This is a genomic window from Amycolatopsis sp. Poz14 (assembly GCF_006704225.1).
GTDB lineage: Bacteria > Actinomycetota > Actinomycetes > Mycobacteriales > Pseudonocardiaceae > Amycolatopsis > Amycolatopsis nivea.
In genome coordinates, this window is the sequence record NZ_JACLHD010000001.1 from 6,657,032 (window position 1) to 6,673,273 (window position 16,242).

The following is a 16,242-nucleotide window of genomic DNA, read 5'->3' on the forward strand; positions in this document are numbered from 1 at the left end:
TCAACGTACCTCCTTGTACGGGTTTTCCGGCGCGGCGATGACCCGCCGGTCGTGCAGGCCGCCGAGTTCGGCGGCGGTGAGGCCGAGCACGTCGGCCAGTACGGAATCGGTGTCCGCGCCGAGTGCCGGGCACGCTCCGGCGGGACCGCGTTCGCCGGAGAAGCGCAGCGGCGACCGCGCCGTGACGGCCGGGCTGCCGCTGGGCAGCCGCAGGTCCGCGAGCACGTCGTGGGCTTGCTCGCGGTGTTCGGCCACGAGGTCGGCCATCCCGCGGTAGCGGCCCCACAGGACCCGGGCGGCGTCGAGTTCCTTGCCGACCTCGCCGAGGTCTCGCGCGGCGAACCACGGCCGCAGGACCGCCGCGATGGTCTCGCGCAGGCGGTACCGTTCGGCTTCGTCGCGCAGGTCCGCGTTCAGTGCCTTTTCCAGTGCGGTGAACACTTCCGCGGTCCCGGTGGCCGACTGCAACGCGCGCCACTGGCCGTCGGTGAGCGCCACGACCATCACGCGGGCGTCGTCCCGGCAGGCGAAGTCGACGCCGAAACTGCCGTAGACGTGGTTGCCGTGCCGGGGTCGTTCCCCTTGCCGGTCAGCGGCTTCCGACAGCCAGCCCAGGTTCGCGACCCCGGCGAGAGCCACGTCGGACAACGCCAGCTCCACATAGGCCCCTTCGCCGGCGCGGTCGCGACGGTGCAGCGCGGCGAGCACGCCGGTCGCGACGCTCAGCCCGGTGACGAGATCCCATGCGGGCAGCACGTGGTTCACCGGGGCGGCCCAGTCGCCGCTGCCGGTGATTCCCGGGACCCCGACCTCGGCGTTCACCGTGTAGTCGACCGCGGGCCGTCCGTCCGGATATCCCTGGACGCGCACGTGAATCATGTCGGGACGGCGGTCGGCCAGCCGCTCGTGGGCCAGCCAAGGGCGGCCGACCGCGTTGTCGATGAGGATTCCGCGGTCTCGGCCGGGAGCGGTGGCCAGGGCGAGAACCAGTTCGCGGCCTTCCGGATTCCGCAGGTCGATCGCGACCGAGCGCTTGCCCTTGTTCAGGGACGCCCAGTAGTAGCTCTCCCCCGTCGGCGCGACCGGCCAGCGGAGGTAATCGCTGCCGCCGCCGATCGGGTCGATGCGGACGACGTCGGCACCCAGTTGCGCGAGAGTCAGGCCACCGGTCGGTCCGGCGACGAAACTCGCGCACTCCACGACATGGACACCGGCCAGCGGTCTAGTCACGACTCTCCTCCAGAAGGAACCACCACAGCCCGCCCGGTCACCCGGTCAGCGAAAGCACGCGCTGCGGCTTCGAGCGGGTAAGGAGTCACCACGGGCCGCACCCGGCGCTCGGCGACCAAGGCCATCGCGTCGGCGAAGGTGCGCATCAGCGTGGACCCCGAGCCGGTGATGACGGCTTCCTTCTCGAACACAAAAGCCGGGTGGACCCGGATCGGCTCCCCGCTGACCTGCCCGGTCAGCACGTACCGGCCCGCATGGGCGAGGGCGCGGAAAGCTTGGCGGAACACGGATTGGTGCCCCGTGTTGTCGAGCACGACGTCGACGCCCCGACCGTCGGTCGCGTCGAGGATGTCCTGCCCGGCGGTGTCTCCGGCGAGCACCACCTGAGCGGCATTCCCCAGTTGCGCGGCCTTGTCCGGGCTCCCGGTGAGTGCGAGCACGCGCGCCCCGAGCGCGGCGGCAACCTGAACTGCGTGCAACCCCAATCCCCCACTGGCTCCGGTGACCAGGACCGTCTCGCCGGGCTCGACTCGCGCCACCCGGCGGAGAGCTTGCAGTCCGGTGCCGACTGCGCAGGCGACCACCGCGGCCTCGGCCAGCGACACCCCGGGCGGCACCGGGAGCAGGGCGGATTCCGGCAGCACGGCGTATTCGGCGAACCCGCCGTAGAGGAACGCACGCTGCGGACAGCGCAGTTCATCGCCGGTCACGCACGGTTCGCAGCAGCCGCAGGTGCCGAACTGCTTCGCCGCGACCCGAGCACCGGCCGCGAACCGGGTTCCACCGGCGACGACGGTTCCGGCGATCTCGTGACCAAGCACCGCGGGCAGCGGAAGGGTCAGCAAACCGGCCCGGTCGGCCTGGTCGTGCCCGCACACCCCGCAGGCCGCGACCTTCACCAGGACTTCCCCGCTGCCGGGTTCCGGACAGCCCACCTCAGCGACCGCCAGCTCTCCCGGAGCGCTCAGGACGACGGCGCGCACGACGCGATCACCTTGCTCGGGTTGAGGATTCCGTGCGGATCGAGCGCGTTCTTGACCGCCGCGTGCATCGCCAGCACCGCCGGGCTGAGTTCCCGGGCGAGCCCGCCGCGTTTGAGCAGGCCGACGCCGTGTTCCCCGGTGACCGTGCCGCCCAGCGCGATCGCCTCGTCGAGGATCTCCTCGAACGCGGCCTCCGCCCGTGCCCTTTCCTCGGCCGGGACGACGAGCACCGGGTGCAGATTGCCGTCCCCGGCGTGCGCGACATTCGCGATCCGCACGGCGTGCCGGGTGCCGATGGCTTCGATCCGCCGGAGCATTTCCGGCACCGCACCGCGGGGTACGCAGACGTCCTCGGTGAGCACCGGACCCAGCCGTTCGAGTGCCGGGTATGCCAGCCGCCGCGCGGCGAACAGCGCCTCGGCTTCGTCCACATCGGACGATGCGGCCGCCCACGTGGCTCCGGCCGCGGTGAAGCAGTCGGTCAGCACCTTCGCCTCGTCCTCGCCGGGTGCGTCGGTGCGGCCGAGCAGCACCGCTTCGGCTTCGGCGGACAGGCCCATGTTCTTCCAGGCGTCCACCGCGGCGAGGGTGTGCCGGTCGATCAGCTCCAGCGCCGACGGCACCACACCCGACTCGCTGACGGCCGCGACCGCGTCGCCCGCCGCCGACAAGCTGGGGAAATACCCGGCGACCGTGCGTTCGGCGGCCCGTGCGCCGCGCAGCCGCACGGTGACCTCCGTGACGATGCCGAGCGTGCCTTCCGAGCCGACCATCAGCCCGGTGAGGTCGTATCCGGCCACGCCTTTCGCCGTCCGGCGGCCGAGCCGGACCAGGTCCCCGGCCCCGGTGACGACTTCCATCCCGAGCACATAATCGCGGGTGACGCCGTATTTGACGCAGCACAGCCCGCCGGCGTTGGTCGCGACGTTGCCGCCGATGGTCGACCACGGCGCACTCGCCGGGTCCGGCGGGTACCAGAGGCCGTGTTCCGCGCACGCCGACCGCAGGGTTTCGTTCACGACGCCGGGTTCGACCACCGCGAGCCGCTCGGCGGCGTTGATCTCGCGGATGGCGGTCATCCGCTCGGTGGACAACACGATCCCGCCGCCGACCGCGTTCGCGCCGCCGGACAGACCCGTGCCAGCCCCGCGCGGCACGATCGGCACGCGGTGGCGCAGGCACACCTGCACGGTCTGCTGGATCTCCTCGGCGGTGTGCGCCCGCACGACAGCCAACGGCAGCTCGTGCGGAGCCCAGACCGCCTCGTCGTGGGAGTAGGCAGCGAGGACGTCCGGATCAGTGAGGACCCGGCCAGCGGGCAACGCCCGGCGGAGTTCGTTCAGCACGGCGCACCAGCTTTCACCGCACGGAACTCGTCCATCCGCTGCACGAGCGTGCTCCGGTATGTCGCGACCGTGCCGAGCTTGACGTCCTCGTACCCGCGCACCAGATCCGGCAAGAGAGCTGTTTCCACTGCCAGGGCATGGTTTTCCGGGTCCAGCCGCTCGGCCAGTTCGCCGACGACCCGTTCGTATTCGGCGATCAGGTCACGTTCCAGCCGCCGGACCGCGGCGCGGCCGAACGGGTCCAGCGGGGTGCCCCGCAACCGCCGTCCCGCCACCAGAACCCGGAAAACCGGCTTGAACCACGGTCCCAGTTCGATCTTGCGGCGCATGCCGAGCGCCTTCAGCACCGGAGGATGCAACCGGTACGCGATGCGGGCGTCAGCGCCGAACCGCGCGCGGGCCTGGCGTTCCTGCGCCGGATCCAGCGAAAGGCGCGCGACCTCGTACTCGTCCTTGTAAGCCATGAGCTTGTACAGATTCCGCACTACCGCCTCAGTCAGCGCCGTCGCGCCCGGGACTGCGCTGGACTCGGCACGGCGCACCCGTTCGACCTGCTCCACGTAGCGGCGTGCGTAGGCGACGTTCTGGTACGCGATCAGATCCGGCACCCGGACCTGCAGCAACCGCGCCAGTTCAGCACTCTCGCCGACAGTGGACAGGAGTTCGCGGGCTTCCGGGGTCAGCGCGGGCTCCGGTTCGGGTTCTCCGCGCAAGCTCGCGAGCACAGCCGCCAGCGCTCCCTGGTCCGCGACCCACTGCCGACCGCGGCGGAACGCCTGCACGTTGGTCTCGACCCGAACCCCGTTGCGGGAGATGGCTTCTTCGATCGCCTCGGCCGGGATCGGCAGCGCGCCGCGCTGGTACGCCACCCCGGTCAGCAGGAGGTTGGCGTACTGGTCCTGGCCGAACAACACCTCGGCCATTTCCCGGGCGTCCAGCGCGGTCACGGTTCCGGTCGCTTCGCGGAGCCGGTCGAGCAACGCCGTTTCCTCCGGGAACGTGACGCTGGTGTCGGCAACCATCGCCCCGGTCGGGACCTTCGAGGTCGAAACCACCGCAGTGGTCCGGCGTGAATCGGCGACGGCGAGGTAGCGCGGGTCCGCGGCGACGAGCACGTCGGCGCCGAGGTAGAGGTCGCACTCGCCGTCGCTCGCCTTGTTCGCGTGCGCCGCGCCGATCTTGACGTCGGAGACGACCGCACCGCCCTTCTGTGCGAGCCCGGTCTGGTCCAGCGACCGCACCGGCAGCCCGGCGATGCTCGCCGCGGTCGCGAGGATCTGCGACAGCGTGACCACGCCCGAGCCGCCGACCCCGGTCACCCGCACCGTGAAGCGCTCAGCCGAGACCGTCCGCTTCGGCTCCGGAAGCGGTGCCGCCAACGGTTCGGCAAGCGGCCGTTTCCCCGCGCTCTTGCCGGGAAGCACGGTGAGGAACGACGGGCAATCCCCGTCCAGGCACGAGAAATCCTTGTTGCAGGACGACTGGTCGATCCGGGTCTTGCGGCCGAACTCGGTGTCGACCGGCTGCACCGAAAGGCAGTTCGACTTCTCCCCGCAGTCGCCGCAACCCTCGCAGACGCGTTCGTTGATCACCGCGTGCTGCGGCGGTTCCGGGGCGAGCCCGCGCTTGCGTTTGCGGCGCAGTTCGGTCGCGCACTCCTGGTCGTGGATCAGCATCGTCACGCCCGGGACGCGGGCGAGCGTCTCCTGCGCTTCGGCCAGCCGGTCCCGGTGCCAGACCCGCACGCCGCGGCCCAGCCCCACCCGCCGGTACCGCGCCGGTTCCTCGGTGGTGACGATGATCCGGCGCACGCCCTCGGCCCGCATCGCCGCGATCACTTGGGGAACGGTCATGCCCCCGGTCGGCTGCTGCCCGCCGGTCATCGCGACGGCCGAGTTGTACAGCAGTTTGTAGGTGATGTTGACCCCGGACGCGACGGCCGCGCGCACCGCCAGGCTGCCGGAGTGGTGGAAGGTGCCGTCGCCGAGGTTCTGCACCAGGTGGTCGTCGCGCACGAATGGCGACATGCCGACCCATTGCGTGCCCTCGCCGCCCATCTGGGTCAGTCCGGTGATGTCGCCGTAGTCCTCGCGCCCGGTCATCAGGACCAGGCTGTGACATCCGATCCCGGCGCCGACCAGCGAACCCTCCGGCGTCTTCGTGGACGAGTTGTGCGGGCAGCCCGAGCAGAAGTACGGCGTGCGCGCGGCGAGCGGAAGCGCGATCGTGCGTCGCGGGGCCCGCCAGGATTCCACGGACGGGAAGCCGCCGTGCGCACGCAACCGGAGCGCGAGCGCCGCGGCAATGCGGTCCGGATCCAGTTCCCCGTCGGCCGGGACCAGCGCCGTGCCGTCGGGTCCGCGTTTGCCGGTGACCGCCGGAGCGTCGGCGCGGCCGTAGAGCAGGTCTTTGACCGCGGTCTCGATGAAGGAGCGTTTCTCTTCCACGACCACGATTTCGCGCAGTCCCGCCGCGAACCGGGCGACGATTTCGGGGTCGAGCGGGTGCACCATCGCGAGCCGCAGCAGCCGGACACCGCGCCGCTCCAATTCGGACTCGTCCAGGCCCAGGATCTCCAGCGCCTGGCGGAGATCGTGATAGGTCTTGCCCGCGGCGACGATCCCGATCCGGGCATCGCGACCGCCGACGATCGTGTTCAGCCTGTTGGCCGCGGCGTAACGACGGGCGAGTTCGAGCCGCGCGCCGTCCCGGCTGCGCTCCAGCCTGCCGAGGTCCGGCTGCAGCATCCGGGCGGTCATCTCGTGGACGAACGGCCGCCCGTCGACCACCGGATCCGGTGCCACGGAACGGAACCGGCCGGGATCGACGCGCACGGCGCCGGTCCCGTCGGCGACGTTGGTGGCGATCTTGAACCCGACCCAGAGCCCGCAGGCCCGCGACAGCGCGACCGCGTGCTGCCCGAGGTCGAGCACCTCCTGCGGATCCGCCGGGTACAGCGTCGGCAGGCCCAGGTCGGCCAGCAGCAGTTCGGAGCTGCCGGGCACCGTCGAGGACTTCGCGCCCGGGTCGTCGCCGACCAGCGCCAGCGCGCCGCCGAGGCGGTGGGTGCCCATGAGATTGTTGTGCCGCAAGGCATCCGAGGCGCGGTCCAGGCCAGGAGACTTGCCGTACCAGTAGCCGGTGACGCCGTCGACCCGCCGGTTCTCCGACTGGGCCGCCAGCTGCGCGCCCTGCACCGCGGTGGCCGCCAGTTCCTCGTTGACGCCCGGTTTGAACACGACGTCGTGCTCGGCCAGCAGTTCGGCCTGTTTGCCGAGTTCGAGGTCGTATCCGCCGAGCGGCGAGCCCTCGTAGCCGGAGACGAACGCCGCTGTGCGCAGCCCCGCCCGCTGGTCGGCGCGGCGGACGTCGAAGGGCAGCCGGGCCAGCGCCTGGACGCCGGTCAGCTGGAACTGCCCTTCGACCGCGCGATAACGATCAGTCACGACGGAATTCCTCCCTCGGAAACCAGCGCCCGAAGCTGGTCCAGCACCGGCTCGACACCCGGCGTACCGGTCAACGGATGGATCGCCACGTGGTCGGCCCCCGCGGCGAGATGCTCGCGAACCCGCGCCGCCACCAGTTGCGGATCACCGCAGACGACCAGCTCGTCCACCAGCCGGTCGCTCCCGCCGTCGGCGAAGTCGGCGTCCCCGAAACCCAAGGCGCGCAAGTGATTCACGTAATTCCGCAGTGCCAGCCGGGTCGCGATGTGCTTCCGCGCCACCTCGCGCGCCCGCACAGCGTCTGGGTCGACAACCACCGCCTGTTCCGGAACGAGCAACGGTTCCGGACCGAGCCGTTCCCGGGCGGCGGCGGTATGCGCGGGCGGCACGAAGAACGAGTGCATTCCGGCGGCCCGGTCGCGGGCGAGTTCCTGCATCCGGGGCCGCAACGCCGCCAGCACCCGCGGCACTGCGCGTTCCGGGCGCGGCCCCTGGTAACGGTCGCTGTCCAGCACATCGAGGTACTCGCGCAACGCCGTCAGCGGCCGGTCATGGCCGCTCCCGCGTCCGGCCTCCGCGTGGCTGGCGCCGAGACCGAGCACGAACCGTCCGGGGAACGCCTCGCCGAGAGTCTGGGCCGCGCCTTCAGTGGCGACCGCGTCCCGGGCCCAGATGGTGGCTACCCCGGTGGCCACGGTCAGCCGTGTGGTCGCCGACAGCAGCAACGCGGCGTTGGTGAAGATTTCCTTGTGCGCCGGGGATTCCCCGATCCACAGAGCACCGTACCCGAGGTCCTCGACCACCCGCGCCGCCTTCGCGGCCTCGGCAGCGGGGACCTCCGCCAGGACGGACAGCCACACGCCGACCGGTCCGATCCGGGCCGCCAGTTCACGAGACAGGTTCACGCCCGCTCCCCCGGCCCGAATTCCGGCAGCCACACCCCGTCGCCGACCTCGCGGAACGACACGACGACCGGTTCGCCGAGCACGGGATCGCCGGAGCCGGTCCACGTCGTCGTCAGGTTCGGGCCGCTGTCGAGCCGGACCTGCACCACGACGTACGGCACGTCGTCGCCCTCGAAGTACCGCTTGTGGAACCGGACCCAGCTGTGCACCCGGCCGGTCCCGGCGTCGATCGTCCACTCGACGTCGCGGCGGAAATCGCGCGGACACACCGGCGACGGCGGCCAGAACGCCACGCCGCACGAGCCGCACACCGGCACGCGCAGTTCGCCGCGAGCCGCGCCGTCGAGGTGTTCGACGTCCTCGGGGTAGCGAAGCGGAAGAGGTCGCGCAGTGGTCATCGTGGTCACCGGTCCTTCGTGAAGACAGTCGAATCGCCGAACGGCGTCGCCCACTGGACGACCTCGCATCCGGTCACCTGGCGGTCTCCGGCCTGGCCGCGGATCTGGCGGACCGCCTCGGCCATGTGCCCCCAGCCGCAGAGGTGTGCCTCGGACAGCAGCCCGCCCGCGGTGTTGACCGGCAGTTCCCCGCCGAGCTCGATCCGGCCGTCCTGCAGCCATTCGAGAGCTTGGCCTTCGCCGGTGAAGCCGAATCGCTCCAGCACGAACACCACATTGGGCGAGAAAGCGTCGTAGAGCTGCAGCGAATCCACGTCGCCCGGCCCGGACAACCCCGCCATCGCGTACACCGGATGGTCCTCGACCCGGCGCTCGTCGCCTTGGGTGAACACGCCCAGCCCGGGCGGTGCGAAGATGAACTCGTCCCGGCCGGCGCGCAGGCCCTGCATTCCGGAGACGATCACCGCGGGCTGCCGCAGATCGCGCGCTCGCTCCACAGTGGTCACCAGCAGGCAGGCACCGCCGTCGCTGAGCAGCGCGAAGTCCGGACGGCGCAACGGTTCCACGATGTACGGCTGCGCGTCGTAGTCCGCTTGTTCCAGCGGTTTGGTCATCTGCGCGTTCGGGTTGAGCCGGGCGTGGCGGCGCATGGCCATCGGCACCGCGGAGATCAGCGCGGGGTCGACGCCGTACCGCTCGCAGTACCGGCGGAACGCCATCGCCGCGCCCGCACCGGGAGCGGTCATGCCGTACTGCGGCAGTTCCCCGTGCGAGCCGCCGCCTTGCCGCAGCCCTTCCGCGTCGCCCGCGCCGCCGACCATGCCCAGTCCGGAGAATGACACCCCGGCCAGGCAGGCGGCGACCTCGGTGGTGCCGAGCGCCACGGCCTGGGCGGCCGCTTGCAGCGCGGGACCGACGAAGCGGCCGTGGCTCCAGGTCTGCACGGCGGCGCGGATCCGCAGTCCGAACGCCTCCGCCATCCGGTCGTAATCGATCGACAGCGGATAGCCGACGTTCGTGAACAGCCCGTCCACGTCCCCGGCGCTCAGCCCGGCGTCGTCCAGCCCGGACTGGAGCGCCTCGGCGGCCAGGTCGAGACCGCTGCGCGCGGATTTCCGGGACAGCTCGGTGATGCCGATCCCGACTATCGCCACCTGGCGTACCGGTCCTAGCGGCATGTTCGTTCCTTTCTCGAAGCGTCAGAGAATCGCGTGCGCGTTCGCGGGGCTGCCGACCCCGCGCGGCAGCGGCAGCACCCCGGAGACGAGGAGGAACTCGTAGCTCCCCCGTTCCGCACACGCCCGCGCGAGCCGGTCCAGCAGCCACAGCTCGCCCAGCGGCATGCCCTGCAACGCGATCAGCCGGCGGTGCAGGAAGCCCTTGGCGCGGTTCACCGGGAAGACCTCGACGCCGACGTTGTCCATCGCGACCGCGGCGAACTCCCGGTCCCAGAGGTACCCGGCCATGTCCTTCGCCGACTCCAGTCCGGGGCAAGCGAAACCGGTGCCGATCGTCCCGCGCAGCGCGGCCCGCTCCCGCTCTGGCAGCTCCCGGTACCACTCCGTCCATCCGGTGCGGACCACGAGGATGTCCCCGGATTCGAAGACGGTTCCCTGCGCGGCGGCGACCTCGTCGAGCAGCGCGGCGGTGATCTCCACCGGCTCGTCCGGAGCGAGCGGCGTGCCTTGCGCCGCGAGGTGCCCGGCGACGTCGACCAGCACCCCGCGCCCGCCGAAGCCGTGCTCGGCCCACCGGTCGACGCCCAGCACCTCGCTGCTCGCCAGGTCGGCTTCGCTGCGGCCGCCCCAGTAGCCGTGCCGTCCGGCGTTGATGTGTCGCAGCCCGTCCCACTGCGAGGAACCCTGCAGGTAGAACCCGTCCAGCCGGTCGTCGTGCCCGGCCGCGGTGTCCTCCACGACGTGCCGGAACAGCTCGCGTTCCTCGAACAGCCCGGGAGCGGGTTCGTTCAGCGGCAGAGTCAGCGAGATCATCTGCCCGCTGCGCACCGTCTTCGCCGCGGCGAGCCGCTGCTGCGGGCCGATCAGGTTGAGCGTGCCGATTTCGTCCGCGCGCCCCCACACGTCCCACGCGTGGTGCTCGTCCCGGTCCGGCAGCGTCGGCAGGTCCGCGAACGCCGGGGTGCGCCGCCCGGTCATCCCGCCGCCTCCAGCATCTCGCGCAGCTTGAGCTTGCTGACCTTGCCGGTGTGCGTCTGCGGCACCGCGGCCGAATCCAGCACCACGACCCGGGCGGGCACCTTGTAGCTCGCGGCCCGCGACCGGACGTACTCCCGCAGCCGGTCCGCCAGTTCGGTCCCGTCGGCGCCGCTGCGCTCGTCCGCGACGATGACGCAGGCCATCTCCTGGTCGCCGTCCGGAGTGGACAGTCCGAAGACGTACGCCTGGTCGACCTCGGCGTGCTCGCCGAGGATGCCCTCGATCTCCACCGGCGCGACGTTGATGCCCTTGATCTTGAGCATTTCCTTCCACCGGCCGCCGAACGACAGCCGCCCGTCCGCGTCGACCGACCCGAGGTCGCCGGTGCGGAACCAGCCGTCCGGGGAATGCGTGCCGCCGCTGACGTCGGACCCGCTGAGGTAGCCGTCGATCACGCAGCCCCGGATCTCGATCTCGCCGGTGGCGCCGGGCGGGCACACCGCCCCGGACTTGTCCACGATGCGGATCTCCTGGGTCGGCAGCCGCCTGCCCTGGGTGTGCAGCTTGATTTCCGGCAGATCGCTCGCGTCGGTCATGGTCACGAAGCCGTAGGACTCGGTCAGCCCGTAGGCGCTGCACGCCTCGGTGATGCCGAGCCCTTCGATGGCCAGCCGCTTGTCCTCGGCGTTGAACCCGACCGGGCCGGTCCGCAGCGAGGAAATGTCCCGGCTGCCGAAACTCGGCGCGGCCAGCAGCGCCCGGACCGCCGTCGCGAGCCCATAGGAGACAGTGCACCGTTCGCGCTCGATGAAGGCCAGCGACGCGTCGCCGTCGACCTTTTCCTCGACGCACAAGGTCAGGCCGTGGCTCAGCGCGACCGGCAGCGCGTTGCAGGCCCCGTAACCGAAGAACAACGGCATCGCGAACCACAGCCGGTCGCCCGGACCGACGTGCATCCGCTCGCCCATCTCGTACCCGTTGCGCAGCAGCTTGCCGTGTTCCAGCGGCACCGCCTTCGGGAGCGCCGTGCTGCCGCTGGTGTAGAGGATCATCGCGAGGTCGTCGGGTCCCGCGCTGCGTTCCGGAGCCGGGGCGGGCTCGAGCCCCGACGGGAACGGCTCGGCGGACGGCCAGAACAGCGCGCCCAGATACCCGTCGGCGCGGGCTCCGGGCTCGAAGACCTCGCCGTGCCCGGCCGCGGTGAGCTCGGCGAGCATGTCCTTGCCGAACACCCGCTGTTCGGTGACCACCAGCCGCAGATCTGCGGTGCCCACCAGGTGCGCCAGCTCCGCCGACCGGTACCAGGTGTTGACCGGCACCGCGACCAGCCCGGCCCGCTGCGCGCCGAGCATCGTGACCAGCCAGCGCAGCCCGTTCGGCAGCAGGATCCCCACCCGCTCGCCCGGCCGCAGCCCCGCCGCGCGGAACGCGCCGGCCAGCTCGTCGCACCGCTGCGCGAATTCGGCGAAGGTCAGCCGCCCCTCGGGCGCGACCACCGCCTCCTCGCCGGGAAACAGTTTCGCCAGCGCCGCCAGCGCGTCCGGGAAAGTATCCGGGGCAACCACGTCGTTCCGCCTTTCGTTGTGGCCCGTCATCGGGCGTCCGGGTGCACGACCACGTCCGCGCGCAGCAGGGTTCCGGTGTCCGGGTCGGCGAACTCCGCGAGTTCGACCCCCGGCCTCGGCTGGCACCACTGGCCGCGTTCGGCCAGCCGTTCGTGCGCCGGGCTCCGGCGCACCGCCAAGCCGTCTTCCCGGGGCCATTCCCGCCTGCTCGCACGGATTCCGTCCCGCTCGCGGTTGGTCTCGGCGAGGTCCGGGCCGCCCGCGGCATCGAGCACGACGCCGTAGGAAACCCGCGCCGCGTCCGCCGTCACCACGCCCGCGCGCACATCCGCCGCGACCAGGTCCGGGTCGCGTTCCAGCGGATCCCCGTAACCGCCACCGCCGCCGACCCGCAGCACCACCACGTCGCCGGCACCGACCGAAAGCCCGAACTGCTTTCCCTGCAACGGTTTCGGCGCGGCAGCGAGGTCCTCGACGGCGCGCGGGACCTCGCCTCGGGCGAACGCCTCGTCTGCCCGGGCCCCGGAGACCAGCGCCGAACCGCTCGTGGAACCGGGATAGCCGCCGAAGACCCCGCACGGCGGAACCTGCCAGCAGGCCGCCATGACGTGCTCCTGGCCGCCCGGCGTGTACCACGGCGTGAACGCGAGGTCGATGCCCGCGCCGCCCCGGGTCCGGCCCGGTCCGCCGGAGTTCGGGTTCAGCTTGCGCCACAGGTACAGCACCGGATAGGCGAGTTCGTTGATCTCGATGTCCGGAATGCTGTTCTGCGGCTGGGCGAGCACGCCGCTGACGTCCATGCCGTCCGCGATCGCCTGCGCGCCCGCTCCGCTGCCGCCGCCGTTCATGTCCGGGAACGGCACGAGCCGGCCGGATTCGTCGGGAGCGTAGAAGAAACTGGCGCTCCACGAGTCCTGCCACGGCGCCGTCACGTGCTCGCGGACGAAAGCGTTTTCGCTGCCTGCCTGCAAATCGGCGAGCAGCCTGGTGACCACCTTCCCGATCCGGAACCCGGTCTCGATGTGCCCGGCCCCCATCGGCGCGGGCTGGCGCGCGTCGCAGATCGTGCCCGGCCGGGTCACCACCTCGATCGGGCGCAGCGTGCCCTGGTTGATCGGCAGGTCCGGCAGCAGGGTGATCAGCAGCGGGGAGACGACCGCGCCCAGCGTGGTCGCCGCGCTGACGTTGATGAACCCGTCGGTCTGCGGCGCGGACTCGATCAGGTCGAACCGCAGCGCGTCCTCGCTGACGGTGAGCGTGCAGCGGATCGGATACAGCTCGTCGGCGTGCCCATTGTGCTCGGCGAATTCCTCGGCGGTGAACGTGCCCTTCGGCAGATCCGCGATCCTGCGCCGGACGGCCTGCTCGGCCAGGTCCTTGGCGGCCTCGACATACCGGCGGAAAGTGTCCGCCCCGTACTGCTCGACGAGCGCCTGCAGCCGTTCGTCGCAGCGGTGACAGGCGGCGATGAAACACCGGATGTCGTTGAGCACCAGCTCCGGCACCCGGATGTTCGTCTCGATGATCCGCCACACGTCCTCGACCGGACGCCCCTGGTCGACGATCTTCACCCCGGGCAGCCGCAGCGCTTCGCCGTAGACCTCGGTGGCCGTCGGGTCCATCCCGCCGGGCGCGGCGCCGCCGAAGTCGTTGACGTGCGCCTCGGCCCAGCACCACGCCACCAGCTGCTCGCCGAAGAAGATCGGCCGCACCACGCCGACGTCGACGGCGTGCGCGTTGCCGGTGGTGAACGGGTCGTTGCAGAGGAACATGTCCCCCGGCCGGATCTGCTCGCGGGGATACGTCGCGAGCAGGTGCCGGACCGCCTGGCGGGCCGCGCCCAGGTACATCGTGATGTAGCCGGCGTAGCTGATGATGTCGCCCTCGGCGTCGGCGATGAAGGTGGAGAAGTCCACCGCCTCGGCGATCGCGGGGCTGCCGGAGGCGCGCATCATCACCACGCCCATTTCCGCGGCGACGTTGTCCAGTGCCTTGGCGAGAATTTCGACGTCCACCGGGTCGAGCCCGGTCGCGGCGGCGGTCATGCGGTTTCCTCCCCGGTGCACCCGGTCGTCCGGGCGGTGTCGGTCAGCAGGTAGTTGCCCCAGCCGTCCACGTTCAGTTCCCAGCCCTCGGGCAGCGAGACGGTGGTCAGCGAGTGTTCGATCAGCGCCGGGCCGGATATCCTGGCCCCGGCGGTGATCCGCCGCGCGTCGTAGACGTCCACTTCGGACTCTCCGGCCCGCCGGATCCGCCTGCGTCCGACCGGTTCGGCCGCGTCGCCGGTCGGCGCCTGCTTGGCCGGTTCGAAGAAGTCGACCCGGCCGGTCGCGGTGACCCGCACCGACATCAGTACCACCGGGCTGCCCACCCAAGCCGTGCCCTCGCCGTACTCCTGCTCGTAGCGCGCGGCGAACCCGTCCTGGATAGCGACCAGGTCCGCTTCGCCGAACTCGTCCCGGCGCGGGATCGGCACCCGCAGTTCCCATTGCTGGCCAAGGAACTTGAAGTCGCCCTCCCAGCGGACGTCGATCCGGTCGTCCGAGTAGCCCGCGGTGTGCAACGCCTCGACGAGTTCCGCGTCGAGTTCCTTCAGCGCGTCGTGCACCGCCTCGGCCCCGCCGCCTTGCCACATCACCGAGCGCGCGCGGGTGCGCACGTCGTCGCTGGAAAGCAGCCCGCGTGCGGAGAACACCGCGGCTTCGGCCGGGATCACGATCTGCCGGATGCCGACCGAACGGGCGATGTCCGCGGCGAACAGGCCGAGCGCGCCGCCGAAAGCCACCATCGCGAACCGGCGCGGATCGTGCCCGCGCTCCACCGTCACGGCGCGGACCGCGTTGCCCATGTCCGCGACCACCATCCGGTGCACCGCCGCCGCGGCCTGAACCGCGTCCACGCCCAGCGGTTTCCCGATCTCGCGGGCGAGGGCTTCGCTCGCGCTGTCGGTGTCGAGCGCCCGGCGACCGTCCAGAAAGGACCCGGAATCCAGCAGCCCGAGTACCGCGGACGCGTCGGTCACGGTCGCTCGGGTGCCGCCCTTGCCGTAGCAGATCGGCCCCGGCTCGGCTCCCGCGCTGTGCGGCCCGACCTGCGGAACTCCGCGCGAATCCAGCCACGCGATGCTGCCGCCGCCGGTGCCGATGGGCAGCACGTCGATCTTGGACAGCGCGGTCAGGAACCGCTCCCCCAGCATCACCCGCCGGGTGACGTTCGGAGTCGCGTCGCGCAGCACCGAGACGTCGAACGACGTGCCGCCCATGTCCGCGGTGACGATGTCCTTGAGACCGAGCCGGTCAGCCAGCGCCCGCGCCCCGATCACGCCGCCGGCCGGTCCGGAGTCGATGAGCGTGATCGGCCGCTGCCGGGCTTCCGCCGCGCTCGACGTGCCGCCGAAGCCCTGCATGAACGCGACCGGTTCGCGCAGCCCGCGCGCCGCCAGCTCGCGCTCGATCCGCTCGGTGTACTCGGCGACCCGGATCCCGGTGAACGCGTTGAGCACCGTGGTCATCGTCCGCTCGTACTCCCGGATGACCGGGTGCAGCCGCGACGCGACGCTCAAGAACAGCTCCGGATGCTCGGCCTCGACGATCGAGGCGAGCAGTTCCTCGTGCTCCGGGTTCGCGAAGCCCCACAACAGGGACACGGCGATCGATTCGACACCCTTGGCCGCCAGCGCATCCACGGCCTCGCGCGCCCGCCGCTCGGTGAGCGGAACGACGACCCGGCCCTTGCGGTCGATCCGCTCGGGCACCTCGAGCACGTTCTCGCGGGCGACGATCTGCGGAAGGCTGAGCTGCTTGTGGTGGTCGCGGTGCGCGTTGCGGGCCGACCGCGCGATCAGCAGGTTGTCGCCGAATCCCTGCGTGGTGATCAGCCCGACCTTCGCGCCGCGCAGTTCGGCGACGGCGTTCGTCACCACGGTCGTGCCGTTCACGAACCGCGTCGTCGCGGCGAGCAGCCCGGTCAGCGGCAGCCCGACGCGGGCGGCGAGATTCTCCAGCGCGGCAAGCAATCCCGCGGCGAGGTCGTCCGGAACGGTGTCGGACTTGTCCGCATAGGACTGTCCGTCCGAGGCGAGCGCGACGACGTCGGTGAACGTACCGCCGATGTCGCACCCGATCTGAAACGTGACTTCGGAACGCAACGTCATTGTCCTTCCGTGGAACGGCTCCCGGCCTGCGAGCCAGATTAGACACGACATAGTGTCGAG

At 71.3% G+C, this 16,242-nt stretch carries 11 protein-coding genes; all 11 read right to left on the reverse strand.

The window, feature by feature from the left end:
* The 11 genes from FKO37_RS31175 to FKO37_RS31225 are packed head-to-tail and all read right to left on the reverse strand — an operon-like array spanning position 1 to position 16,182.
* On the reverse strand, positions 1-1,230 hold the full coding sequence (locus tag FKO37_RS31175; protein ID WP_238606807.1) for a CoA transferase: 1,230 nt from the start codon (positions 1,228-1,230) through the stop codon (positions 1-3).
* The gene (locus FKO37_RS31180) at positions 1,227-2,213 is read right to left on the reverse strand and encodes an alcohol dehydrogenase catalytic domain-containing protein (RefSeq protein ID WP_238606808.1); all 987 of its coding nucleotides are present in this window, start codon (positions 2,211-2,213) and stop codon (positions 1,227-1,229) included. Before FKO37_RS31180 ends, FKO37_RS31175 begins: the two co-directional genes overlap by 4 nt.
* On the reverse strand, positions 2,195-3,559 hold the full coding sequence (locus FKO37_RS31185) for an FAD-binding oxidoreductase (protein WP_238606809.1): 1,365 nt from the start codon (positions 3,557-3,559) through the stop codon (positions 2,195-2,197). The genes FKO37_RS31180 and FKO37_RS31185 overlap by 19 nt, the downstream gene beginning before the upstream one ends.
* Positions 3,553-7,005, reverse strand: a complete 3,453-nt coding sequence (locus tag FKO37_RS31190) for an indolepyruvate ferredoxin oxidoreductase family protein (protein WP_238606810.1) — start codon at positions 7,003-7,005, stop codon at positions 3,553-3,555. Before FKO37_RS31190 ends, FKO37_RS31185 begins: the two co-directional genes overlap by 7 nt.
* Positions 7,002-7,910: a TIGR03620 family F420-dependent LLM class oxidoreductase gene (locus FKO37_RS31195; protein WP_078870451.1), complete on the reverse strand. Its 909-nt coding sequence runs from the start codon at positions 7,908-7,910 to the stop codon at positions 7,002-7,004. The genes FKO37_RS31190 and FKO37_RS31195 overlap by 4 nt, the downstream gene beginning before the upstream one ends.
* Positions 7,907-8,308 carry a Zn-ribbon domain-containing OB-fold protein gene (locus tag FKO37_RS31200; RefSeq protein ID WP_167754191.1) on the reverse strand — a complete coding sequence of 134 codons (402 nt, stop codon included), beginning with the start codon at positions 8,306-8,308 and terminating at the stop codon, positions 7,907-7,909. Before FKO37_RS31200 ends, FKO37_RS31195 begins: the two co-directional genes overlap by 4 nt.
* A 5-nt stretch (positions 8,309-8,313) precedes the next feature.
* Positions 8,314-9,486 carry a thiolase family protein gene (locus FKO37_RS31205; protein ID WP_037812863.1) on the reverse strand — a complete coding sequence of 391 codons (1,173 nt, stop codon included), beginning with the start codon at positions 9,484-9,486 and terminating at the stop codon, positions 8,314-8,316.
* Positions 9,487-9,507: 21 nt separating this feature from the next.
* Entirely contained in the window at positions 9,508-10,464 is a 957-nt protein-coding gene (locus tag FKO37_RS31210) for a cyclase family protein (protein ID WP_134730061.1), read from the reverse strand.
* A complete protein-coding gene (locus tag FKO37_RS31215; protein ID WP_238606811.1) occupies positions 10,461-12,029 on the reverse strand; it encodes a class I adenylate-forming enzyme family protein in 1,569 nt (522 codons plus the stop codon). Before FKO37_RS31215 ends, FKO37_RS31210 begins: the two co-directional genes overlap by 4 nt.
* A gap of 26 nt (positions 12,030-12,055) precedes the next feature.
* Positions 12,056-14,074 (reverse strand): hydantoinase B/oxoprolinase family protein, encoded by a 2,019-nt coding sequence (locus FKO37_RS31220; protein ID WP_238606812.1) that lies wholly within the window; start codon positions 14,072-14,074, stop codon positions 12,056-12,058.
* Entirely contained in the window at positions 14,071-16,182 is a 2,112-nt protein-coding gene (locus tag FKO37_RS31225; RefSeq protein WP_238606813.1) for a hydantoinase/oxoprolinase family protein, read from the reverse strand. Before FKO37_RS31225 ends, FKO37_RS31220 begins: the two co-directional genes overlap by 4 nt.
* Between the last annotated feature and the right edge of the window lie 60 nt (positions 16,183-16,242).